This is a genomic window from Undibacterium sp. JH2W (genome assembly GCF_049340425.1).
Lineage (GTDB): Bacteria > Pseudomonadota > Gammaproteobacteria > Burkholderiales > Burkholderiaceae_D > Undibacterium.
The window spans coordinates 195,576-216,600 of the sequence record NZ_JBMPOT010000010.1 but is presented as its reverse complement, the minus strand read 5'-3'; the positions used below and the strand labels follow the sequence as shown (position 1 = coordinate 216,600).

Below are 21,025 nucleotides of genomic sequence, written 5' to 3'. Positions count from 1 at the left end.
GTATAACGGGCTTTGTGCTTACCTGCTGCCAGCCTTAATCTCTTCAGCTTTGCTCGTCTGGCAGATTGTCATCTTTACCTTCGGCATCTGTCACTGCCTTTGCCGAAGGTATATGTCGTCCTTGCTGTTTCAAGGCCTGCCTGAGCAGGTATTCAACCTGGGCATTGGCACTGCGCAGCTCTTGTGCCGCCATGCGCTCGATCTCGTTCCACAACAGGGGATCGATGCGCAGGGGGAAGGATTTTTTTCCTGGGCTAGCCATTATCTGGCAGTCAAACGAGGTGTCAGATAACTGAGCAGGCGCTGTGGATCCTGGGTGCCGAGGCGTATGCTTCTGCCATTGCGCAAAACCACCAGTATCGCTGCCTTGCCAGCGGCGTTATAGAGCATGCCCTTGCTGGTGAAGCGGATACCGTAACCATCCATCATGCTGGTCGTGGTGGCTTCTACCGAGGCAATATCTGACAAGGCAATTTTCCAGGAAGGAAAACCAACGAGGCCAAAATACCAGCGTAAGTGGCTGGCATCCACCACGGTCGTCAGGCACCCTAAAAATACCAAGGTCAACACACTGACCAGGGGCAATGCCAGTTTGATCGCTATCAGGCCCTGGCCCAGATATTTCATTTGCACCGCGAATAAGAGCACGGTGCTGACAGGCAAAATAATCCACAATAACTTCAGCCATTGCTTTTCTATGTAGACAGGATTAGACATGATGCGTCTCCGTTTTTAATTGTATAAAGTGCCAGTATTGATGACGGGCTGGGTCTCTTTATCCGAGCACAGCACTACCAGCAAATTGCTGACCATGGCAGCTTTTCTTTCATCATCGAGTTCGCATATCTTGCGTTCGGACAAACCCTGCAAGGCAGCTTCGACCATGCTGACCGCACCATGCACGATTTTCTTGCGGGCGCTGATGATGGCTTCTGCCTGCTGACGGCGCAACATGACCTGGGCAATTTCTGGCGCATAAGCCAGGTGGGTGAGTTTGGCGTCTTCTACATCTATACCGGCTGCCGTGAAGCGATTATGCAATTCATCACGCATGGCACTGGCAACTACATCCATGCCTGCACGCAGCGTAGTCTCGCCTTCAGCCAGGTCTTCACCATCGTCATAGGCATACTGGGTGGCCAGGTGGCGTATGGCAGCTTCTGCCTGTATGTGAACGAAGCGTTCAAAGTCATCGACATTGTAAATCGCCAGCGCGGTATCTTGCACACGCCAGACTATGGCAGCGCCAATTTCCACGGGATTGCCACGCTTGTCATTGACTTTCAAAGCTGCAGTATTGAGGGTGCGGGCACGCAGGCTGAGTTTGCGTTTGGCATAAAAAGGATTGACCCAGCGCAGGCCTTCACTGCGGTCCGTACCCTTGTATTGTCCAAACAATGACAATAAAGCCGCTTCATTCGGTTGCAGCATGTACAGGCCAGTGAGGGTAAAAATACCCACCACCACCACAGCCAGGCGCGCCAATACTCCTGGAATATAAGGGTCGCCACTGTGACTGAGCAGGTCGATAAAGCTATACACACCACCTGCCACCAGCAGCAGGCCAACAATAATCATGAAATAACCGTCTAGCGATGGGCGGGAACGCTCTTGTATTAATTTTTTTGCATTCGCTGACACTGAGGTAGTACTCATACTTTCTCCTGATAGATGGCACTTTGAAATCAAAGTGATATCACTTTAGGGCGCAAATATGGAAATGTCAAGGAAATTGCATATGCACGGAATATGCAAAAACCGAAAAGGAAAAAGGCTGCCCTTTAGGGGCAGCCTAATAAAGACACTAGAGACACAAGAAAGAAATGGAACTCAGGACAAGGGAAACAATTTCTTGATGCGATTCCCGGCGAGCTGCTGACTAGCCGTCAGAACAGGAGAACTGGCCTGCGGCTTGCTGGCTTCTGGCAGCACTTCCGGCATGGCTGCTATTGTGGACATAGGCTCTTCCACAATTTGAGCAGGTTTGCCTGCTTTGCCAGCTTGACTATGAGTTCCGGCAAAATACATCAATACCCCCAGCAAGGCTGCTGAGATCAACACCCAGAACATCACGTCGCTGTGAAAATGCGCCAGCAAGAAACCGCAGACGACGGGATTCAGAGCAGCACCAAACATGGCCAGGCTTTGTGCTCCATAGTAACTGCCACGCTTGTCGGCAGGCGCTATCATGTCTATGAACATGTATTCACAGGGGATGACTATCACTTCCCCCACCGTGAAAACCAGGGTAGCCACTACCCAGCTCATTGCTGTGCTGGCATGCATGAAACCGAACAGGCCCACGGCATATAAAGTGGCACCCAGGCTCACCCAGCGAAACAGGTATTTTTGCTGCATGAGTTTGCCCACGGGATACTGCAAGAGCACCACTGTCACCGCATTGCTAATGAGGATAAAGGGCAGCAATTGTGCTGCGGCCTGCGCGCCCTGGCTGACGATCAGGTATTGCGATAAATAGCCCGAGACAAAGCGGCCAAAAACAAACGACGTGAGCACACTGCCCATGCTGAACAAGACCAGGCGGCGGTCACTTCGCAATACCCGCATGGTCGCTTTAAAACCTGCTGGGCTGGATTTAATTTCTGCACTGACCTTGTTGGTCACGGCTGGCTTGCCGAGTACCTGCGATGCCAGCAGCGAGAAGCCTGCCGCCAGCCACAAGGGGCCAGTCAGCTTGATGGCAAACAACCATGCTCCCAGCAATGGTCCCAATGAAAATGCCACATTGATGAGCATGTAATTAAACGAAAATGCCTTCGCCCTTTGTTCTGGCGGCAACAGGTCGGCCAAGGTGGCTTTCAGCGAAATGCCGCGCAAGGTCAGTGCTGACTCTATACACATCAGGGCCAGCAAGACTGTCCAGGCATTCGGTGCGACTGTCAATGAAACCGTGCAAATGGCAACCACGACACCCGCTGTTTTCATCAGAAAATTTTTACTGAGCCGGTCTGCCAGATAGCCAGCATACAAACTGAACAAGGTAGAAAAGAAAATACTGCCGCCCAGGATCCAGCCTATGACTTGCTGGTTCAATGCCAGATGCTCGGTCAGGTACAAGGCCATGAAAGGCAATGCCACCGCACGCCCCATGACAAACACAAATGAGCTGCATAAAAGCCGTATCACGGCATTGGGAAAGCGGACCATCATCTTCCTTTTTCGAGCATTCAATAACAGGGCTTACTGATGTTGGACAGTATGTTTAAAAAAGCAGAAAGGAAAAATGGATATAATAAAAAAAGTTTTTTCCCCTTTTATGAAGCTGATGTTCACCTGGTCTAAGCCTGCATGAAATTACTGGATCAATATCGCAAGCTGCACATTTTTTTGCAGCAGCATGAGCAACAACCCGGCCTGCCCGCTCTGGCATTGGCCATGCATTGCAGTGAGCGCAATATGCGTAACCTACTGGCGAAGATGCAAGCACAAGGCTGGCTGAGCTGGCAAGCCGGACGTGGACGTGGCCATCACTCGCAACTGCAGCTTTTGCAAAGTCCGGATAGTCTGGCGCTGGATCATTTGTCGCACTTGCTGGCCCGCGGCGACCTTGAGCAAGCCTTTGCCAGCCTGGACGGCAACCAGCGTCAGCAACTGGCCAGCCGCCTGCCTGATTACCTGGGCATGCCGGACAGCGCCAGTCGCAGTTTGCGCATGCCCTTATTTCGCAGCGTAGAAAGCCTGGATCCTCTGAAAGTTCATGGCCGCCTCGAGGCCCACCTGGCACGGCAAATTTTTTCGCGGCTAATGACTTTTGATCACCAGCAAAATGCCTTGCGCCCTGCGATTGCCCATCATTGGGAAAGCGAGAAAAACGCAACGGTCTGGCATTTCTGGTTACGTCCCGGTCTGAGTTTTCATGATGGCCGCGAACTGGGCGTAGAAGATGTCAAGGCCAGTATTTTGCGCCTGCGCGACGAGCCCGCAATTTACCAACGCCTGTATCACCATTTGCTGCATATAGAAACCGGGCCCAGCCTGCGTGTCAGTTTTTACCTGGCACATGCGGATCATTTATGGCCACATTGCCTGGCCACGGCCAATTCCTCCATCGTGCCACGCCAGCGCGCGGCAGATTTTGACCGCTTCCCGGTAGGCAGCGGTGCTTTTCGCATCATACGCAATAATCCCTACCAGCTGACCCTGCAGGCTTTCAAGGACTATTATCGCGAACGCCCTCTGCTTGATGAAATTGATTTATGGATGCTGCCTCCGCCATCCGGCCCATCGGGATTTGATTTGCAGTTTGGTCATGCCCATCAAGACAGTACAAAGAAACACAGCATAGTCGGTGCAGAATCTGGCTGCACTTATATCATCTGCAATTCTGCCCGCAGTCTTTTCAAGACTGCAGAACAAAGACTGGCCCTGGCAGACTGGCTGGCACCGGAGACCCTGTTTGACCCGGAGGAGCGCAGTAGAAAACCGGCATCGGGCTTGCTCGCAATCTGGAAACATCGCGTCGCCAAAAAACCCAGGTGCAGCAGCTTCAAGGCTGGCCACAAATTACGCATGGTCAGTGGCCAGACCCAGGAAATACTGAGCCTGGCGCAAGCCGTCAAGCAAAGACTGGAAGCCGCTGGCTTCATCGTCAATTGGACCAGCCTGCCCTTTGACCAATTAATGGCCCGCGAATGGGTGAAGGACGCCGATCTGGTGGTGGCCCGTGAAGTTATGCATGATGACCAGGATTTTGGTTGCTTTGAATGGTTTTCTGCCGACAGCGTCTTTCGCCGCTGGATGCCTGCAGCCGCATTGAAATCCCTGAATGCTGATTTAATGAAAATCAAGGCACAGGCGGATAGTAAACGCCGCATGACAGCCTATGCCCGCATAGGAAAACGCCTGGTACAAGAAGCTTGGATGATCCCGATTTCGCATGAAAACCAATTGGTCAGCATCGCCCCCCATGTGGCGGGTGTCAGGATGACGCCATTTGGTTTTGTGTCATTCAACGAGCTATGGCTAAGACATTAAAATAAGGCGCTGGAATCCACCTAGGGAAATCCTGAAGAAAGTAAGGAATTTGCTTTCTACGGTAAGATGCTGGTCCCATTCCTCTTTGTTTGCCCTGCATGAAAACCCGCATCCGTACTGAAGCCGCCGCCCTCTGGACCATCGCCTGGCCTGTCTTGATAGGACAACTTGCCACGGTAGGCATGAGTGTGGCCGACGTGGCCATGACCGGCCATCTCAGTGCAAATGACCTTGCCGCAGTGTCACTGGGTGCGAATGTCTGGGTAATCATCCTGGTCAGCGTGATGGGCATCATGATGGCGGTAAATACTGTCATCGCCCATGAAGTCGGTGCAGAAAACCATGAGCGTGTGCCACACATGGTGCGCCAGGCCTTGTGGCTGGGCCTGGGTGTAGGCCTGATCGGTTGTGTACTTTTGAATATCGCCACCCTGGTCTTCAATTATCTGCAACTCGACCCCGCCATCAATGCCAAGGCTTCGCAATTCGTGCATGTCATCAGCCTGGGCATGCCCGCCTTTGCCATGTACCGTGCCCTGTATGGCTACACCACCAGTCTGAACCAGACCAAGCCTGTCATGATGATCGCGCTGGGTGGCCTGACTTTTAATATCGTCATGAACTGGTTATTTATTTATGGCCATCTGGGGTTCCCCAAACTGGGTTCCACTGGCTGCGCGCTGGCAACCGGCACAGGCCTGTGGTTGATGCTGGCTGCCATGATATTCTGGATGCGTCGTGCCGCTGCCTATAAAGAGACCTTCCCCTTCAGCCATTATGAAGCGCCGAACTGGGCAGAAATCCGTTCTACCCTGCGCCTGGGCTTGCCTATAGGCGTCACTTATTTTGCTGAAGTCTCAGCCTTTGGCGCGGTCGGCTTGCTGATCGCCCGCTTTGGTGTGGTGCCGGTATCGGCCAACCAGATTGCCCTGAATTTCTCATCCCTGGTATTCATGGTGCCACTGAGCCTGGGCATCGCCCTGACCACCCGGGTAGGGCAAACCCTGGGTGAGGGCGACCCGGAACGGGCGCGCTTTATCTCCTGGACAGGTTATGCACTGTCAACCAGCTTTGCCGTCATATCGGCGCTGGGCATCATGCTCTTCCGCGACCTGGTCGCGGCTGCCTATACCTCTGACCCGGCGGTGCAGGCCCTGGCATCTGAGCTGCTGTTGTATGCAGCGATCTTCCAGTTATCAGATGCTGCCCAGGTCACGGCATCCTGCGCCATACGCGGCTACAAAGTTACACGCACACCCATGCTGATACACCTGATGGCCTTTTATGGCTTTGCCCTGCCTATAGGCTGCCTGCTGGGTCTGGCACCGGCATGGCTGCCCTGGCATCCCGAACAGCCGATGGCAGCACGCGGCTTCTGGATAGGACTGGTATTGGGCCTGACCATCGCCGGTATTATGCTGACATCCTTGCTGCACCAACTCAGCAAACGCAGGATCAGGCAAGCTACAGGCTTGAGCAATGCCCTTGCCTGAGTCAGGCAAGTCTTAAAAAATCTCATAAACTGAAGATGGCAATATCAAATTTGCTACTGAATATCTATTATTTTGTGATTACCTGCTGCATTTATCAGCAAGATTTACTGCAATTCAGGCCAGAATCAGTCTGGAGGGCAGGCTTTCCGGTAAAATAGCGGGTTAATCAAATCCAACTGGCAAAACATCATGAGTCTCAAATGCGGCATCGTCGGCCTGCCTAACGTCGGCAAATCCACACTGTTCAATGCACTGACCAAGGCAGGCATACCGGCAGAAAACTATCCTTTCTGCACTATCGAGCCTAACGTCGGTGTGGTTGAGGTACCGGATCCACGCCTGAAACAATTGTCTGACATCGTCAAGCCTGAGCGCATTCAGAATGCCATTGTTGAATTTGTCGATATCGCCGGCCTGGTGGCTGGTGCCTCCAAAGGTGAAGGCCTGGGTAACCAGTTCCTCGCCCACATCCGCGAAACTGATGCTATCGTCAACGTCGTGCGTTGTTTTGAAGATGACAATGTCATCCACGTCGCTGGCAAGGTCAGCCCGCTGGACGATATCGAAGTCATCCAGACCGAGTTGGCCCTGGCCGACATGGGCACAGTAGAAAAAGCCATCCACCGCGAAAACAAAAAAGCCCGTTCAGGCGATAAAGATGCGTTGAAGCTGGTGACTGTGCTGGAACGCATCATGCCTGCGCTGAACGATGCCAAGCCTGTACGCGCCCTGGGTCTGGATGCAGAAGAAATGCTGCTCATCAAGCCACTGTGCCTGATTACTGCCAAACCTGCCATGTATGTTGCCAATGTCTCTGACAGCGGCTTCACCAATAACCCATTGCTGGATCAATTGACGGCCTATGCAAATTCACAAAATGCCCCTATCGTGGCAATTTGTGCTTCCATAGAATCTGAAATCGCTGACCTCGACGATGCCGACAAAGCCGAGTTCCTGGCCGACATGGGCATGGAAGAACCCGGCCTCGACCGCCTGATACGCGCTGGTTTCAAACTGCTGGGCCTGCAAACTTACTTCACCGCCGGCGTCAAGGAAGTACGCGCCTGGACTATCCACGTAGGCGACACCGCCCCGCAAGCAGCCGGCGTCATCCACACCGACTTCGAACGCGGCTTCATCCGCGCCCAGACCATAGCATTTGATGACTATATCAACTTCAAGGGTGAATCCGGTGCCAAGGAAGCAGGCAAGATGCGCGCCGAGGGTAAGGAATACGTAGTCAAGGATGGCGATGTGTTGAATTTCTTATTTAACGTTTAAATTGCTATTTTTGTTTCAGCGGATTTCTTAGCGTTACAAAAAATCCTTCAGAGCATGAATTCTCTCTATGAAAGCCGCGAAATATCGCGGCTTTTTTGTTTTTGCAATTAATGTGAAATGTTGTGATAATTTGCATAAGTCCCAAATTGGGACTACACTTAAGTACATGAGAATATTTTCTAAAAATCAGCTTATCACCTTCTGGACGACTCACCCCGATGTCGAACAGCCATTGAAGGCATGGCACGCAGAAGCTGAAAAAGCCTCTTGGAAAACACCACAAGATATCAAGAATCAATATGCGAGTGCTAGTTTTTTGAGTAATGATCGCGTCGTATTTAATATCAAGGGGAATTCCTATCGATTGATTACTGCCGTCGCGTATCAATTTGGTGCCGTCTACATTAAGTTCATTGGCACACATGCGGAATACGATAAAGTCAATGCCGCTAATATAGAAATGAAGGTGTGATATGGAACTTAAAATAATCAGAACCGTTGCAGAATACAATACTGCGCTAAGCGAAGTTTCCGCATATTTTGATGAGCAGCCAGTTCCAGGTACTCCTGATGGCGATCGCTTCGAAATTCTCATGATGCTTGTTGAGCGTTATGAACAGGAACACTATCCAATTCCACCACCGGATCCTATTGAAGCCATTAAATTCAGAATGGAGCAACAGGGGAAAACCCCAAAAGATTTAGCTCCTATGATTGGCAATACAAGTCGGGTTTATGAAGTCATGTCGCGTAGTAGAGCATTAACTTTACGCATGATTCGAAACTTGAACGTTGGTATGAATATCCCTGCGGATGTATTGATTCGAGATACAGGTGTAAAAGCGAAAGCTTCACTTCATCCAGCAAGGCCTAAAAAAAGCACCGCTACCAAGAAAGAAACTCTGTTATGAAAATGAAATAAGTATTCCGGAATTGGATCAGGCAAGCAACAAAAGCATAGCGATATGCTGATCTACAGTTGGATAAAGTTGTGAAAAGCATTAGCTTGCAAAAGCTCCCGCCCGCAGCAATGTAGTAAAAAAACCGACGCATAGAGCGCTAAGTAGTAGCGCCAATGGTCAAGGCCTTTGCCTACGCTATAATCATTTGCACTTCAGCAGCATTCCATCCCGCCTCACCCGCACCTACTTCGTGGAGAGCATTTGCCTGACCTACCTCCTTCCCTTGTCACCCATGCGAGCCAGACATGAAACTTGATGTCCGCACGATTATGCTGATGCTGAGCGGGATTAATCTGCTGGGTGCGGGCATGATGGCGCTTATCAGTTTTCATGCTGACAACATCAGAGGGGCGCGCCAGTGGGCGCTGGGGCATTGCTGTATGTGCCTGGGTATTTTTACCAGTACCCAGATGTCTCCTGAATGGCCGGTATGGATCATCAGCGCCGTTCCTTTTGTCATGGGTTGTGGCATAGGCTTTATCTACAATGGTATTGAAGCTTTCCAGGGCAAGCGCTGTCATTACTGGGTGACGGCATGGCTAGGTGTGCAAATGATGCTGCAAAGCCTGTGGCTGGGCATGCTGCGTGATGACATACGCATGCTGGTGATTGCCAACTCCCTGTTATTCACGCTTGTTTTTGGTGCCTGTGCCGTGAGGCTGATGGTCAAAGCTGCGCAGCCATTGAAAACTGCCTACAACCTGGCTGCGGCTTCTTTTTCTTTCATTGCGTTGATGAGTTTGTTGCGGGCCTTGAATATGCTGTCAAAGCCTGCGGAGGGTGTCACGCTGTTTGCGCAAGGCGATATCAATCCTGTGTTTCTGGTTCTTGGCGGCCTGTCGCAATTGTCCATTTCCTTGTCGCTGGTGCTGTTGATCACTTTTCGCCTGGTCAGCGATTTGCGTGAACAAGCTACGCATGACAGTTTGACTGGTGCATTGAATCGCCGCAGCTTTGAAGACGAATCACGGCGCTTGCTGGCGCGTGCCATCCGCACAGGGGACGCCATGTCCGTCATCATGATAGACGTGGATTTCTTTAAACGTATCAATGACATGCATGGTCACCAGGCTGGTGATGAAGTACTGCGTCGTCTCGCAGTATTATTACAGGCCGTCATCCGTAGCGAAGATTGCCTGGCGCGCTATGGTGGTGAAGAGTTTTGTATTTTGCTGGCAGGTATCAATGAGCAAGGTGCGGCCCTGCTGGCCGAGAGGGTGCGCCTGCTATATGCAGACCTGCGTGTGCCCTGGAAAGGCGATAGCCTGCAATGCACACTCAGTGCTGGCGTGGCAGATTCATTGCTGGTGGGGACGGACTTATCGACCCTGGTCGACGCAGCTGACCAGGCACTCTACCGCGCAAAAAATGCAGGGCGCAATTGCATAGCCCTGCATTCTGATCCAATCTGATCAGGCAGCCTTGCGCTGGCGCCCTGCCAGATGTGATTCCAATACATTGCTGACTGGCAGTGCCACGCCATCCCTGACTGCGGCCAACCAGTTATCGGTGGTAGCAACAGCGGCGAAATTGGAATGAAAGACCACGCTATAGGCACGATGAATTTCTTCTGCGCTGACATAGCCAGCGGCATTGGCATACGGCAGTGAGCCTGTGGCGTCACTCAGGGTTTCTACCTGATAGCCATTATGCGCAGCTTCATAGATAGTGCTGGCATTGCAGTTATGCGTCATATAACCAACGATGCTGAGGGTATTGATTTCATTTTTTTGCAACCAGGCAGCAGCATCCGTGCCTGTGAAGACGCTGGCCATGTTTTTTTCTATATGGTGATCGGCATGGCGGCTGGCGACCACATCATGCAATTCCCAGGTTTTGGAACCACGGGCGAAGATGGGTGAGCTTTCTGATGCTGAATGCTGGACCACCAACACAGGTATGCCTGCGGCTTTTGCCGCATCCATGGCGCGACCTATATTGTGCAGGGATACTTTTGGGTCAGGGTATTCAATCAGCATATTGCCGGTGAAGTATTCGTTTTGTACATCGATGACGATCAGGGCGCGTTTGACATTGTCGTTGGTAGTGTTGCTCATGGTAGCTTCCTTTTGTGTGGATGATTGAATCAATAGTTTGAATCAGCTTTTGCTCTGTTCATGGACTGTATGATGGGCCATAGAGCGTTGAAATATAAGTGACCCGATTGCCAATATTCGATACAATCAGGCCATGCAGATATCCCTACCTGAAAAGACTGTAAATATTGCGGTGCTGGCCTTTGATGGCATCAGCCCCTTCCATTTGTCCGTACCTTGCATGGTGTTTGGTGAGCACCATGGCGGGATGGCCATGCCAGCCTTCGATCTCAAGGTTTGCCTTGATAGCACTGGGCGCACGCAGCATGAGGTGCAGACCAATGCGGGTTTTGCCATACGTGTGCGACATGGTTTGGCTACGCTTGCCAAGGCTGATATGGTGGTGGTGCCATCCTGGCATGATGACTTGCGCCCTGCCCCGCCTGCCTTACTGAAAGCCTTGCGCCAGGCGCACCAGCGTGGCGCGCGCCTGATAGGTTTATGCCTGGGTGCCTTTGTACTGGCAGAGGCTGGTTTGCTGGATGGGCGCAGTGCCACTACCCACTGGGCATTGGCCAAGGCATTTTCTGAGCGTTATCCGCACATAAGCCTGGACCCGAATGTCTTGTATGTCGACCATGGCGACGTGATTACCTCGGCGGGTACGGCTGCAGGCATAGATTGCTGCCTGCATGTCTTGCGCACCAGTTATGGCGCAGATATCGCCGCCCATGTTGCCCGTCGTCTGGTGGTAGCACCACACAGACAGGGTGGGCAGGCGCAATATATACAACAGCCGTTGCCTGTGCTGGCAACCGATGACAGGCTGGCCAAGGTGCTGGAATGGATGCTGGCACACCTGGCCCAGCCGCAGCAACTGGATCAACTGGCGCAAAGAGCACTGATGAGCAGGCGCAGCTTTACCCGCCATTTCCAGCAGCAAACCGGCACCACGGTTGGTAAATGGCTCTTGAACCAGCGCCTGGCGCTGGCCCAGCGGCAACTGGAAACCAGCAAGCGTGGCATTGATGATATTGCTGCCGATACCGGTTTTGGCACGGGTTTATTGCTGCGGCGTTACTTCGCCCGTGAATTTGGCATTTCACCATCCGCCTATCGCCGCGAATTCCAGGGAAATGCCTGAAAGCCCAGCGTGAATGCCTATTAGCCATTAAAATAGCCGATACTGAATTTGCTCACTCACTTCGCACTATGCCCAGCATACTCTCTCTCACTATTTACCCCATCAAGTCCTGTGCCGGTATCGCTCTGGATGCGGCTACCCTGAATGAAACTGGCCTGAGTTTTGAAGGCATACATGACAGGGAGTGGATGCTGGTAGATCAGCAGGGTCTGTTCCTGACGCAAAGAGAGTTTCCCAGGATGGCGCTGATACGCCCCGAGATACGCAGCGATGGCCTGTACATCCACGCCCCCGGCATGCCTGTACTGTCCTTGAATCCGCAAGAAGATAGCAGCACCGCCAGTGTTACCATCTGGGAAGAAAGTTTCAGTGCCATGGATTGTGGGCAAGCCATGGCAGACTGGTTCAGCAAAGCGCTGGACACCCCTTGCCGACTGGTGCGCAGCACAGCGCAGACTCAACGTTATGCCAGCCAGAAATGGACAGGTGACAAACTGGTGGCTACGCGTTTTTCTGATGGCTACCCGATATTGCTGACAGCATCTGCCTCGCTCGATGACCTCAACCAGCGTCTGGAAAAACAGGGCCGCGCTGCCTTGCCCATGAACCGCTTCCGGCCGAATATCGTGCTGGATGGCATAGAAGCTTTTGAAGAAGACTATGCCGAGAATTTTGAGATGGGCAGCAAAATACAATTGCGCCCTGTAAAGCCTTGTCCGCGCTGCCCCATGCCTTCAATAGATCAGAGTACTGGCGAGTTTGGCCCCGACCCTATGGATATCTTGCAAACCTATCGCGCCAATCCCCTGGTGGATGGTGGCATTACCTTTGGCATGAATGTCATCGTTGAACAAGGTGCAGGGCAGTTATTGCGCGTAGGTGATGTCATGAATATGAATATTGCTTTTTAATGCAGAAACCAACTTAGACAGATATCAATAAAATGGAAAGCATGATGCCAGCACCATTGGATGAAGAGCCAGACCAGGCTCAATCTGCGTTGCTGGCATTGCAAAGCGAAAACCAGGCTTTACGAGCCAGGCTCGATAGCTTGCTGGAACTGGCTCACCGCAATCAAAATATCATGGCGCGTCACCAGAGTTTTGATTTGAAGATTATTGGTGCCAATAGTTTTCGCGAACTGATCACGAATATCTTCAGCGCCCTGGCGGTCACTTCTGAGCTGGATGTAGTGTCACTCGTACTATTCGACAAGCTGGGTGACTTGCAACAAATGCTGACTGACCTGAAGATAGATTTGCAAGAATTCCCGCACCTGATTTTCTTGCGACACGAAGTTGAACTCAGCCAGCCTGAGACTGCCTTGCGCAAACCCCAGCTGGGTTTATATCAAAGCCTGGCGTATGCATCTTACTTCAGCAGTTTCAATAAAAAACCAGCCAGCATAGCCATCATCCCCATGCGCAGGCAAGGCCGCCTGATCGGTTGCCTGAACCTGGGGAGCTTCAAGGCAGACCGTTTTCAGCCCAATATGGCGACGGATTTTATTGAACGCCTGGGTTCCATCATTGCGATCTGCCTGGAAAACGTCATCAATAATGAGCGCCTGACCTATATAGGCCTGACTGACCCTTTGACCAATGTCAGCAACCGCCGCTATGTAGAACAACGCATGCTGGAAGAAATCGCCCGTGCACGCAGGCAGAGATACAGCATTGCCTGCATGTATCTGGATATCGATTTTTTCAAGCAAATCAATGACCGTTATGGTCATCAGGGTGGCGACGATGTACTCAAGGAAGTAGCAAAAAGGATCAAGGATGAGTTGCGTCTCAGTGATACCCTGGGCCGTTTTGGTGGAGAAGAATTTGTGGTGGTGCTGGTCAACACCAATTTGCATGATGCAATACAGGTGGCTGAACGCATACGCAAAAGCATCGCAGGCCGGGAATTTGTCTTGAGTGAGTCAGGCACTTGCCAGGCAACGATATCAATAGGTCTGACGACCATAGACGAGAATACCAATTATGACGATGCCAGCAGCCTGGCACGTGACCTGGTGTTGCGCGCCGACCGGGCTTTGTACCAGGCCAAAAATGGTGGGCGTAACCAGGTACGCTGTTTTTAGACGTGGCTTATTGTTGCACAGGCTTTTTGTCTGCCTGCAATTGCTCATACTTGGCGTTTAACTGTTCTTGCGTTTCGCGCCATTCAGGATTAAAAGGAATGCAACTGACAGGGCAAACCTGCTGGCATTGCGGCTCCTTGTAATGACCCACGCACTCCGTACATTTATGCGGGTCTATCTCATAAATTTCCGGCCCCATGTAAATCGCATCATTGGGGCATTCAGGTTCGCAGACATCGCAATTGATGCAATCGTCTGTAATCATCAGGGCCATGTTGTCACTTCGCTTTCATGTACTACTTGATTCAGTACTTACTTTAAGACTTGCTCTCGGCCAGCAATGCGACCTTTTTCTTCAGCCAGCGGTCGACTGAAGGGAATACAAATTTTGATACATCGCCACCAAACATGGCGATCTCACGCACTATTGTGCCCGAAATGAATTGATATTGGTCAGATGGTGTCAGGAACAGGGTTTCTACATCTGGCAACAGATAACGGTTCATGCCCGCCATCTGGAATTCATATTCAAAGTCAGACACGGCACGCAAACCACGCACGATGACGCGCGCATCATTTTTACGCACAAAATCCTTCAGCAAACCTGAAAAGCTTTCTACTTTGACATTCGGATAATGTCCCAGCACTTCATTGGCAATTTCCAGGCGTTCATCCAGGGAGAAAAATGGATTCTTGCTTTTGCTATCCGCCACACCCACCACCAAAGTATCAAAAAGACCGGATGCGCGACGCACCAGATCTTCATGACCGCGTGTCAGCGGATCAAATGTTCCCGGATAAACGGCTGTGACCATCTTCACTCCCTTTTTTCGCAATCTGCATAAGGATATGCACCAAGTTGAGCAGGCATTATGCCTGATTTTCGTGCGCCTCATGCGGCAAAATGTTGCGTTGCAGTATATGGAAGTAGACGCTGCCTGCTTTATCAGCGCGGATAAGATGCCAGCCGCTTAATAATTTAGCTAGTTTTTCATCTGTCGCTTCATCTCCCGTTGCTTCAGCCAGGGGAAACTCGGATTCGACGTAGATACAGCCTTTAGGACTGAGCAAGCTCGCGCATGCCGGCAAGATACGATCCAGCCAATCTTGCTCAAAAGGAGGGTCCAGGAAGATCACATCCATTTTTTGTGGCTGCCTTGCCATGCTCTCCACTGCCTTGAGTGCATCTGCCCTGATTAGTTTGCATTGGCTGGCTTGCAATTTATCGCGGACTTGTTCCAGTTGTTTGTATGCAGGCGTGTGCGCCTCGACCATGATGACTTGCGCCGCACCGCGGCTGGCGGCTTCAAAGCCCAGGGCACCACTACCGGCGAACAGGTCCAGGCAATGTACGCCAGTCCAATTACTGTGCAGCAAATGATTCAGCCAGTTGAACAGGGTTTCGCGTACGCGGTCTGGCGTAGGGCGCAAACCCTCGGCATCGACCACGCTGAGCAGGCTGCGTTTCCAGACGCCGCCTATGATGCGAACCTGGTGGTTTTGACGTTTTACCGGCGCGGCTTTTGTGGTCGCGTTTTTTGTTTTTTTGTTACTATTTGTTTTCATTGCATGCTTGCTGCGGCTAAATCAGTTTATCTTGCGCTGTCTGTTAAAATGGCAGCATTCTAATATCAGGGCTGGCTTTTTTTGCCGCCCGCACTCCAAAATATCCCGATGTTTAGTTTTTTCAAAAAGAAGCCCAAAGAAGAGGCACCAGTTGTTGTGGCTGATCCGGCACCAGTTATTACTGCGCCAGCCAGCCCTGCACCTGTTACTTCTGCCAGTGACTCAGCTACTGTTGTAGCCACAGCCGCCACCTCTCCTGTCACAGAAATAGCCCCCCCCAAGCCAGCGGAGCCCGAGCAAAAACGCTCATGGTTGAGCCGCCTGAAGGCAGGATTGGCTAAAACTTCCTCGAATCTTACCACCCTCTTCATCGGTGCCCGCATAGATGATGATTTGTATGAAGAACTCGAAGCCGCCCTGCTGACTTCGGATGCCGGTGTGGAAGCCACCCAGTTCCTGCTCGATGGCTTGAAGAAAAAGGTCAAGGAAGAGAAGCTGACAGAGGCCGAGCAGGTCAAGGCCGCCCTGAAGGTCTTGCTGCTGGAATTGTTGACACCTTTGCAAAAACCGCTGGAACTGGGCCGCTATCAACCCCTGGTCATGATGATCACCGGCGTGAATGGTGCGGGCAAGACCACCACCATAGGCAAGCTGGCCAAGCATATGCAAAGTCACCAGCAATCGGTGTTGCTGGCAGCGGGCGACACCTTCCGTGCTGCGGCACGCGAGCAATTGACGATCTGGGGTGAGCGTAATAATGTCACCGTTATCTCCCAGGAATCCGGCGACCCTGCAGCAGTGGCCTTTGATGCAGTCGCCTCGGCCCGCGCCCGTGGTACCGATGTGGTCATGGTAGATACGGCTGGCCGCCTGCCTACCCAATTGCATCTGATGGAAGAATTGAAGAAGATCAAGCGTGTCATCGCCAAAGGCATGGATGGCGCACCACAAGAAGTCTTGCTCATTATTGATGGCAATACCGGCCAGAATGCGCTGGCCCAGGTCAAGGCCTTTGATGATGCCCTGCAGTTGACGGGGTTGGTCATCACTAAGCTCGATGGTACAGCCAAGGGTGGCGTGCTGGCAGCGATAGCCAAGAACCGTCCTGTGCCTGTGTATTTCATAGGCATAGGCGAACAGATAGAAGACTTGCAACCATTTAATGCCCAGGAATTTGTTGACGCCCTGCTCAGCTAAATGCGGCTGAGGGCGGCGCATATTAGCCCACAAAGAAGCTCAAGAAGACCATACGCGACCATGATTGAATTTGAACACGTCAGCAAACAATATTCGCAAGATGCCTATGCGCTTAAAGATGTTTCCTTGTCGATTGCCGATGGCGAACTGATCTTCCTGGCCGGGCCCTCGGGCGCAGGCAAGTCTACCCTGTTGAAAATGATCGCCGGCATAGAAAAACCGACTTCCGGCATGGTCAGGGTAAATGGCCAGGATATCAGTAAACTGAAAGCCAGCAGCCTGCCCTATCTGCGCCGCAGATTAGGGCTTATCTTGCAGGATCAAAAACTATTGACTGACCGCCATGTGCTGGCCAATGTCATGCTCCCCATCATCGTCACTGGTGCCTCCCATGGCGAGGCTGAAACACGTGCCCGCATCGCCCTGGAGAAAGTGGGCTTGCCGGACAAGGCTTACTCCATGCCACTGGCTCTATCAGGTGGTGAACAACAAAGGGTGGCGATCGCCCGTGCCATCGTCAACCGGCCACAGATCATCCTGGCGGATGAACCTACCGCCTTCCTCGACCGTGACAATGCCAACAAGGTATTAAATGCGCTGAAAGCTTTCCAGAGTGCTGGTGTGACTTGCATTATTTCCAGCCACGATGAGCAGTTTCTGGATCAGGCCAGCCGCGTGATTTATTTGAGCCAGGGCCGGGTAGTCGATACCTGGAAATCCTCGCTGGCCGCTTGATATTGCATGACAGAATAATAAGGATGAATTCATGACCAACTGGTTACGCCAACACTGGTTTGCCATCAAGAGTGCTTTTGCCCATTTGCGCGGCAGCCCTGGCAATTTCCTGTTCAATGTTCTGGTGGTGGTGATTGCCCTGGCCTTGCCCATCGCAGGCCTGACGTTAATAGAAAATATACGGCCAATTTCTTCGCAATTGTCGATAGAACCGGAAATCAGTATCTTTGTCAGCCCGGATACACCGAGGGCAACGGCCACCGCCTTGTCGATACCGCTGAAGAAATTGCTGAAAGAGAAAAACATCACGGCAAATCTGAACTTCATCCCCAAGGACAAGGCGCTCGCCAGCCTTGAGCAGTCATCCAATCTGGCAGAAGTCCTGTCCACCCTGGGTGGCAACCCCTTGCCGGATGCCTATGTCTTGTCCATGTCAAATAATGAGGCAGGCAAGATAGAAGCGCTGGTGGAAGAAATCAAGCAAATGCCGGATGTCGATGTAGTGCAACTCGATTCTGCCTGGGTCAAGCGTCTGGCTGCCTTGGTGCAAATCATGCAACTGGGCTTATTATTCCTGGCCGCCACGCTGGGTGTGGTTGTCGTGGTTGTGGTATTTAATGCTACCCGCCTGCAAGTGATTTCACACAGGGCAGAAATTGCCGTGACCCGCTTGCTGGGCGCCACCAATAGTTTCATTCACAAACCCTATTACTATACCGGTGCCTTGCTGGGTCTATTGGCGGGGTCGCTGGCGCTGGGCATGATTGCGGCATCTTTACAACCCTTGAACAAGGCAATTGCCGAATTCGCCAAATTATATGCCTCAGAATTCCACCTGGCTCCGTTAGGTATCGTACAGAGTGCCATACTCCTGGCTGTTAGCATGTTGCTTGGACTGGTAGGGGTTTTTCTGTCTGTCAGAAGGCAGTTGGCGCGCACAAGTTAAATTCTTCGCACTTGTTGCACAATAAATCTGCTCCTGTTTCGTCTTCATGCATAGCGCTGACACGGCTGCTTGCCACTCTTAGATCGTGGTACAGCCTGAGCATCCTGATTTTGCAACAGCCTCTTACAATTTACGTCGAATTGATTGCAACTTTCAGCCTCAGCCTATATCTAAGAATTATAAATGCTACAAATGAATGCTCGTTTTCTAATAGATTTATTTGATGAAGTTCATAGAATCTGAGTATTAGCACTCTTCTCAAGAGAGTGCTAATATAGGAACTTGAAAGTGCCGAAAGGAGTAATTGATACTCTTAAGGCTGCAATAAGGAGGAAAAATGGCAACTACATCGACACAATTGATCCCTGCAACTGACAGTACTGCACTGGCCTTAGGCTTTAGTGGCACGCTGGGTAATATTGATGCCTATATCTCTGCAGTCAATCGTCTCCCCATGCTCACGCATCAGGAAGAGATAGACTATGCAAACAAATTGCGTAATGACAATGACCTGGCTGCTGCGCAGCAACTGGTTATGTCGCATCTGCGCCTGGTAGTGTCTATCGCCCGCGGTTATCTCGGTTATGGCTTGCCCCACGCTGACTTGATCCAGGAAGGCAATATCGGCCTGATGAAAGCCGTCAAACGTTTTGATCCTGACCAGGGTGTGCGCCTGGTGTCCTATGCCATGCACTGGATCAAGGCTGAAATGCATGAGTACATTTTGAAAAACTGGCGCCTGGTCAAAGTAGCAACGACCAAGGCACAGCGCAAACTGTTCTTTAACCTGCGCAGCCACAAAGAAGGCCTGGACGCGATGACACCCAAGCAAATTGATGCCCTGGCCTCAACGCTGGATGTCAAACGCGAAGAAGTCATAGAAATGGAAATGCGTTTGTCCGGCCACGATATCGCCCTGGATGCACCGACGGATGATGACGATGAGAAGTTTGCTCCTATCGCTTATCTGAAAACCGAGTCCGACGAGCCTACCCGTGTGTTGGAAACTCGTCAGTATGATCGTCTGCAAAGCGAAGGACTGGAATCTGCCCTGTCCAAACTGGATGCACGCTCACGCCACATCATAGAATCACGCTGGTTGAAAAATGATGACGGTACAGGCGCTACCCTGCATGAATTGGCGGACGAATATGGCGTTTCTGCAGAACGCATACGCCAGATCGAAAGTGCAGCCCTGAAGAAAATGAAGGGCAGCCTAAGCAGTTTTGCCTGATCAAAACATGCTGTAGCAATCACAAAGGCACTCGCAAGAGTGCCTTTTGTTTTATGTACTTATTTATGTACTCACTTATGCAATTAGTCAGCCCCTGATAATCCAAAGCATGTTGCCAACTAGAAAGATACAAATCGCATTTACTTTACCAATTAAATTGCCGTAAATAAATAGTGTCACTTAACTAATTTCTTTGGCGATGCTACATTCACTCTTAAGCAGCTAGACATGCTATTTCCGGCTGAAACTGGAAATATCATCACACTGCGCCTCTCCCCGACCAAGCAAGACTCATACAAGCCTAACTTAGCAGCTGATTTTGCAAAAATTGAGAACCTGGTCACTGAATGGATTACCTATACTCACCAAAGAGAAAATTTATGCTGACAATCAAACAATTTTTAACACCAGCAAAAGTGTTGAACAAGAAAACATCCGCTTTGCTTATCACTGCACTCGTGTCGCTTAACTGCAACGCCCAAGTAAAGCCACTTCCTGCCAATGTGAGCTTTATAGGTGACTGGAATGCCAAGACGGAACGACCCGGTCCCGGGGTATGGCGTGATTTACAAACTTGGGAAAAAGATCGCATTGCACCACGTGATAATGAACGTTTTTCACCCAATATTGCGGTTGCAGAAATTCTGGTCAAACCTGGTGATCAAGTGGGTGGATGGTCAGGTGAGCGGGCTGAAGTGTCAACCATGCAGTCGCTCAATTCCACGCCACTATCAGTTAACACTGGTTCCGGACATGAGTTCTATGGAATCTCCGTCAAATTGCCAGCCGACTGGAAACCTCCTGTTGCCACCTCGCTGGATCCCTATCCCTGGGGCATTATTTTTCAATTGCATGGCCCGGACGCATTGGGGACCAACCCTGCATTTGCTCTCTGTGCGGAAGAAGACTTTCATGTTAACTTGCAAACAGGAGACGTTCTCGAAGGTGGCACTCGCACAAAACCAAAAAATGCAACGCGTGTCCAATTGAGCGATGGACAACTGAGCAAGGGTAAATGGGTCAAGTTCATGATAGAAGTCACTTGGGCAACAGATACCAATGGTTATCTGGCGATATCCAGACTTGATGAGGGGCCATCTGCACAGTGGACTAGAGTCTACGAAGGCAAGAATATGCCTACGCTACAATATTCCAATGTCCAACCAGTGAGTGATCACTATTGGAAAAGTGGCTACTATCGCAACCGTGGCCTGCCATTTACCAGCAGCCTCTTGTTAGGCCCAGTGGTGCGTGGAACAACTTTTACCGATGTGGCGAAAGCAGCTTTCGGCAGTTAACACCGGTTCAGGCCAGAAGTCTCGGTATTCATTATCTGGTCTGGGTATG

The 21,025-nt window shown here is 51.2% G+C and carries 22 protein-coding genes; 14 read left to right on the top strand and 8 right to left on the bottom strand.

Features of this window, described 5'->3' with window-relative positions; genetic code table 11:
• Positions 1–43: 43 nt before the first annotated feature.
• The 4 genes from ACO0LC_RS16995 to ACO0LC_RS16980 form a co-directional block, all read right to left on the bottom strand.
• Positions 44–262, bottom strand: a complete 219-nt coding sequence (locus ACO0LC_RS16995; RefSeq protein ID WP_423005165.1) for a hypothetical protein — start codon at positions 260–262, stop codon at positions 44–46.
• Positions 262–717: a hypothetical protein gene (locus ACO0LC_RS16990; RefSeq protein WP_423005163.1), complete on the bottom strand. Its 456-nt coding sequence runs from the start codon at positions 715–717 to the stop codon at positions 262–264. Before ACO0LC_RS16990 ends, ACO0LC_RS16995 begins: the two co-directional genes overlap by 1 nt.
• A 15-nt stretch (positions 718–732) precedes the next feature.
• On the bottom strand, positions 733–1,656 hold the full coding sequence (locus ACO0LC_RS16985) for an SPFH domain-containing protein (protein WP_423005161.1): 924 nt from the start codon (positions 1,654–1,656) through the stop codon (positions 733–735).
• Positions 1,657–1,830: 174 nt separating this feature from the next.
• Complete coding sequence (locus ACO0LC_RS16980) at positions 1,831–3,171, bottom strand: MFS transporter (RefSeq protein WP_423005159.1); 1,341 nt, start codon at positions 3,169–3,171, stop codon at positions 1,831–1,833.
• 138 nt (positions 3,172–3,309) lie between these two features.
• Here ACO0LC_RS16980 and ACO0LC_RS16975 point away from each other — a divergent pair, with 138 nt between their 5' ends.
• The 6 genes from ACO0LC_RS16975 (at position 3,310) to ACO0LC_RS16950 (ending at position 10,143) form a co-directional block, all read left to right on the top strand.
• Positions 3,310–4,995: an SgrR family transcriptional regulator gene (locus ACO0LC_RS16975; RefSeq protein ID WP_423005157.1), complete on the top strand. Its 1,686-nt coding sequence runs from the start codon at positions 3,310–3,312 to the stop codon at positions 4,993–4,995.
• A gap of 98 nt (positions 4,996–5,093) precedes the next feature.
• Complete coding sequence (locus ACO0LC_RS16970; protein WP_423005155.1) at positions 5,094–6,488, top strand: MATE family efflux transporter; 1,395 nt, start codon at positions 5,094–5,096, stop codon at positions 6,486–6,488.
• Positions 6,489–6,677: 189 nt separating this feature from the next.
• On the top strand, positions 6,678–7,769 hold the full coding sequence (gene ychF / locus ACO0LC_RS16965) for a redox-regulated ATPase YchF (RefSeq protein WP_423005154.1): 1,092 nt from the start codon (positions 6,678–6,680) through the stop codon (positions 7,767–7,769).
• Between the two features lie 166 nt (positions 7,770–7,935).
• Positions 7,936–8,241 (top strand): type II toxin-antitoxin system HigB family toxin, encoded by a 306-nt coding sequence (locus ACO0LC_RS16960; protein ID WP_423005278.1) that lies wholly within the window; start codon positions 7,936–7,938, stop codon positions 8,239–8,241.
• A 1-nt stretch (position 8,242) separates the two neighbouring features.
• Entirely contained in the window at positions 8,243–8,680 is a 438-nt protein-coding gene (locus tag ACO0LC_RS16955; RefSeq protein WP_423005152.1) for a helix-turn-helix domain-containing protein, read from the top strand.
• A 296-nt stretch (positions 8,681–8,976) separates the two neighbouring features.
• A complete protein-coding gene (locus tag ACO0LC_RS16950; RefSeq protein ID WP_423005150.1) occupies positions 8,977–10,143 on the top strand; it encodes a GGDEF domain-containing protein in 1,167 nt (388 codons plus the stop codon).
• Here the strand turns inward: ACO0LC_RS16950 and ACO0LC_RS16945 are convergent, their stop codons facing one another.
• Positions 10,144–10,788 (bottom strand): cysteine hydrolase family protein, encoded by a 645-nt coding sequence (locus tag ACO0LC_RS16945; RefSeq protein ID WP_423005148.1) that lies wholly within the window; start codon positions 10,786–10,788, stop codon positions 10,144–10,146.
• 133 nt (positions 10,789–10,921) lie between these two features.
• Between ACO0LC_RS16945 and ACO0LC_RS16940 the strand changes: the two genes are divergently transcribed.
• The 3 genes from ACO0LC_RS16940 to ACO0LC_RS16930 all read left to right on the top strand — a co-directional run bounded on the left by ACO0LC_RS16940 (position 10,922) and on the right by ACO0LC_RS16930 (position 14,000).
• Complete coding sequence (locus ACO0LC_RS16940; RefSeq protein ID WP_423005146.1) at positions 10,922–11,911, top strand: GlxA family transcriptional regulator; 990 nt, start codon at positions 10,922–10,924, stop codon at positions 11,909–11,911.
• Between the two features lie 68 nt (positions 11,912–11,979).
• Positions 11,980–12,822 (top strand): MOSC domain-containing protein, encoded by an 843-nt coding sequence (locus ACO0LC_RS16935; protein ID WP_423005144.1) that lies wholly within the window; start codon positions 11,980–11,982, stop codon positions 12,820–12,822.
• Positions 12,823–12,866: 44 nt separating this feature from the next.
• Positions 12,867–14,000, top strand: a complete 1,134-nt coding sequence (locus ACO0LC_RS16930; RefSeq protein ID WP_423005142.1) for a DUF484 family protein — start codon at positions 12,867–12,869, stop codon at positions 13,998–14,000.
• Positions 14,001–14,007: 7 nt separating this feature from the next.
• On the opposite strand, the gene ACO0LC_RS16925 is transcribed toward ACO0LC_RS16930, so the two are convergent.
• The 3 genes from ACO0LC_RS16925 to rsmD are packed head-to-tail and all read right to left on the bottom strand — an operon-like array spanning position 14,008 to position 15,566.
• On the bottom strand, positions 14,008–14,274 hold the full coding sequence (locus tag ACO0LC_RS16925) for a YfhL family 4Fe-4S dicluster ferredoxin (RefSeq protein WP_423005140.1): 267 nt from the start codon (positions 14,272–14,274) through the stop codon (positions 14,008–14,010).
• 43 nt (positions 14,275–14,317) lie between these two features.
• Complete coding sequence (coaD, locus tag ACO0LC_RS16920; protein ID WP_422950259.1) at positions 14,318–14,815, bottom strand: pantetheine-phosphate adenylyltransferase; 498 nt, start codon at positions 14,813–14,815, stop codon at positions 14,318–14,320.
• 55 nt (positions 14,816–14,870) lie between these two features.
• Positions 14,871–15,566 (bottom strand): 16S rRNA (guanine(966)-N(2))-methyltransferase RsmD, encoded by a 696-nt coding sequence (gene rsmD, locus ACO0LC_RS16915; protein ID WP_423005138.1) that lies wholly within the window; start codon positions 15,564–15,566, stop codon positions 14,871–14,873.
• A 108-nt stretch (positions 15,567–15,674) separates the two neighbouring features.
• Between rsmD and ftsY the strand changes: the two genes are divergently transcribed.
• The 5 genes from ftsY (at position 15,675) to ACO0LC_RS16890 (ending at position 20,976) form a co-directional block, all read left to right on the top strand.
• On the top strand, positions 15,675–16,763 hold the full coding sequence (gene ftsY / locus ACO0LC_RS16910) for a signal recognition particle-docking protein FtsY (RefSeq protein ID WP_423005136.1): 1,089 nt from the start codon (positions 15,675–15,677) through the stop codon (positions 16,761–16,763).
• Between the two features lie 60 nt (positions 16,764–16,823).
• Complete coding sequence (locus ACO0LC_RS16905; RefSeq protein WP_423005134.1) at positions 16,824–17,498, top strand: cell division ATP-binding protein FtsE; 675 nt, start codon at positions 16,824–16,826, stop codon at positions 17,496–17,498.
• Positions 17,499–17,529: 31 nt separating this feature from the next.
• Positions 17,530–18,444 carry a cell division protein FtsX gene (locus ACO0LC_RS16900; protein ID WP_423005132.1) on the top strand — a complete coding sequence of 305 codons (915 nt, stop codon included), beginning with the start codon at positions 17,530–17,532 and terminating at the stop codon, positions 18,442–18,444.
• Positions 18,445–18,781: 337 nt separating this feature from the next.
• Entirely contained in the window at positions 18,782–19,678 is an 897-nt protein-coding gene (gene rpoH / locus ACO0LC_RS16895) for an RNA polymerase sigma factor RpoH (RefSeq protein ID WP_423005130.1), read from the top strand.
• A gap of 380 nt (positions 19,679–20,058) precedes the next feature.
• Positions 20,059–20,976, top strand: a complete 918-nt coding sequence (locus ACO0LC_RS16890) for a heparin lyase I family protein (protein ID WP_423005128.1) — start codon at positions 20,059–20,061, stop codon at positions 20,974–20,976.
• The last annotated feature ends 49 nt before the right edge of the window (positions 20,977–21,025 follow it).

Excerpts from the sequence above, each read along its gene's own strand:
- ACO0LC_RS16995 (WP_423005165.1), bottom strand. The coding sequence starts at position 262 with ATGGCTAGCCCAGGAAAAAAATCCTTCCCCCTGCGCATCGATCCCCTG.
- ACO0LC_RS16990 (WP_423005163.1), bottom strand. The coding sequence starts at position 717 with ATGTCTAATCCTGTCTACATAGAAAAGCAATGGCTGAAGTTATTGTGG.
- ACO0LC_RS16985 (WP_423005161.1), bottom strand. The coding sequence starts at position 1,656 with ATGAGTACTACCTCAGTGTCAGCGAATGCAAAAAAATTAATACAAGAG.
- ACO0LC_RS16980 (WP_423005159.1), bottom strand. The coding sequence starts at position 3,171 with ATGATGGTCCGCTTTCCCAATGCCGTGATACGGCTTTTATGCAGCTCA.
- ACO0LC_RS16975 (WP_423005157.1), top strand. The coding sequence starts at position 3,310 with ATGAAATTACTGGATCAATATCGCAAGCTGCACATTTTTTTGCAGCAG.
- ACO0LC_RS16970 (WP_423005155.1), top strand. The coding sequence starts at position 5,094 with ATGAAAACCCGCATCCGTACTGAAGCCGCCGCCCTCTGGACCATCGCC.
- ychF (WP_423005154.1), top strand. The coding sequence starts at position 6,678 with ATGAGTCTCAAATGCGGCATCGTCGGCCTGCCTAACGTCGGCAAATCC.
- ACO0LC_RS16960 (WP_423005278.1), top strand. The coding sequence starts at position 7,936 with ATGAGAATATTTTCTAAAAATCAGCTTATCACCTTCTGGACGACTCAC.
- ACO0LC_RS16955 (WP_423005152.1), top strand. The coding sequence starts at position 8,243 with ATGGAACTTAAAATAATCAGAACCGTTGCAGAATACAATACTGCGCTA.
- ACO0LC_RS16950 (WP_423005150.1), top strand. The coding sequence starts at position 8,977 with ATGAAACTTGATGTCCGCACGATTATGCTGATGCTGAGCGGGATTAAT.
- ACO0LC_RS16945 (WP_423005148.1), bottom strand. The coding sequence starts at position 10,788 with ATGAGCAACACTACCAACGACAATGTCAAACGCGCCCTGATCGTCATC.
- ACO0LC_RS16940 (WP_423005146.1), top strand. The coding sequence starts at position 10,922 with ATGCAGATATCCCTACCTGAAAAGACTGTAAATATTGCGGTGCTGGCC.
- ACO0LC_RS16935 (WP_423005144.1), top strand. The coding sequence starts at position 11,980 with ATGCCCAGCATACTCTCTCTCACTATTTACCCCATCAAGTCCTGTGCC.
- ACO0LC_RS16930 (WP_423005142.1), top strand. The coding sequence starts at position 12,867 with ATGCCAGCACCATTGGATGAAGAGCCAGACCAGGCTCAATCTGCGTTG.
- ACO0LC_RS16925 (WP_423005140.1), bottom strand. The coding sequence starts at position 14,274 with ATGGCCCTGATGATTACAGACGATTGCATCAATTGCGATGTCTGCGAA.
- coaD (WP_422950259.1), bottom strand. The coding sequence starts at position 14,815 with ATGGTCACAGCCGTTTATCCGGGAACATTTGATCCGCTGACACGCGGT.
- rsmD (WP_423005138.1), bottom strand. The coding sequence starts at position 15,566 with ATGAAAACAAATAGTAACAAAAAAACAAAAAACGCGACCACAAAAGCC.
- ftsY (WP_423005136.1), top strand. The coding sequence starts at position 15,675 with ATGTTTAGTTTTTTCAAAAAGAAGCCCAAAGAAGAGGCACCAGTTGTT.
- ACO0LC_RS16905 (WP_423005134.1), top strand. The coding sequence starts at position 16,824 with ATGATTGAATTTGAACACGTCAGCAAACAATATTCGCAAGATGCCTAT.
- ACO0LC_RS16900 (WP_423005132.1), top strand. The coding sequence starts at position 17,530 with ATGACCAACTGGTTACGCCAACACTGGTTTGCCATCAAGAGTGCTTTT.
- rpoH (WP_423005130.1), top strand. The coding sequence starts at position 18,782 with ATGGCAACTACATCGACACAATTGATCCCTGCAACTGACAGTACTGCA.
- ACO0LC_RS16890 (WP_423005128.1), top strand. The coding sequence starts at position 20,059 with ATGCTGACAATCAAACAATTTTTAACACCAGCAAAAGTGTTGAACAAG.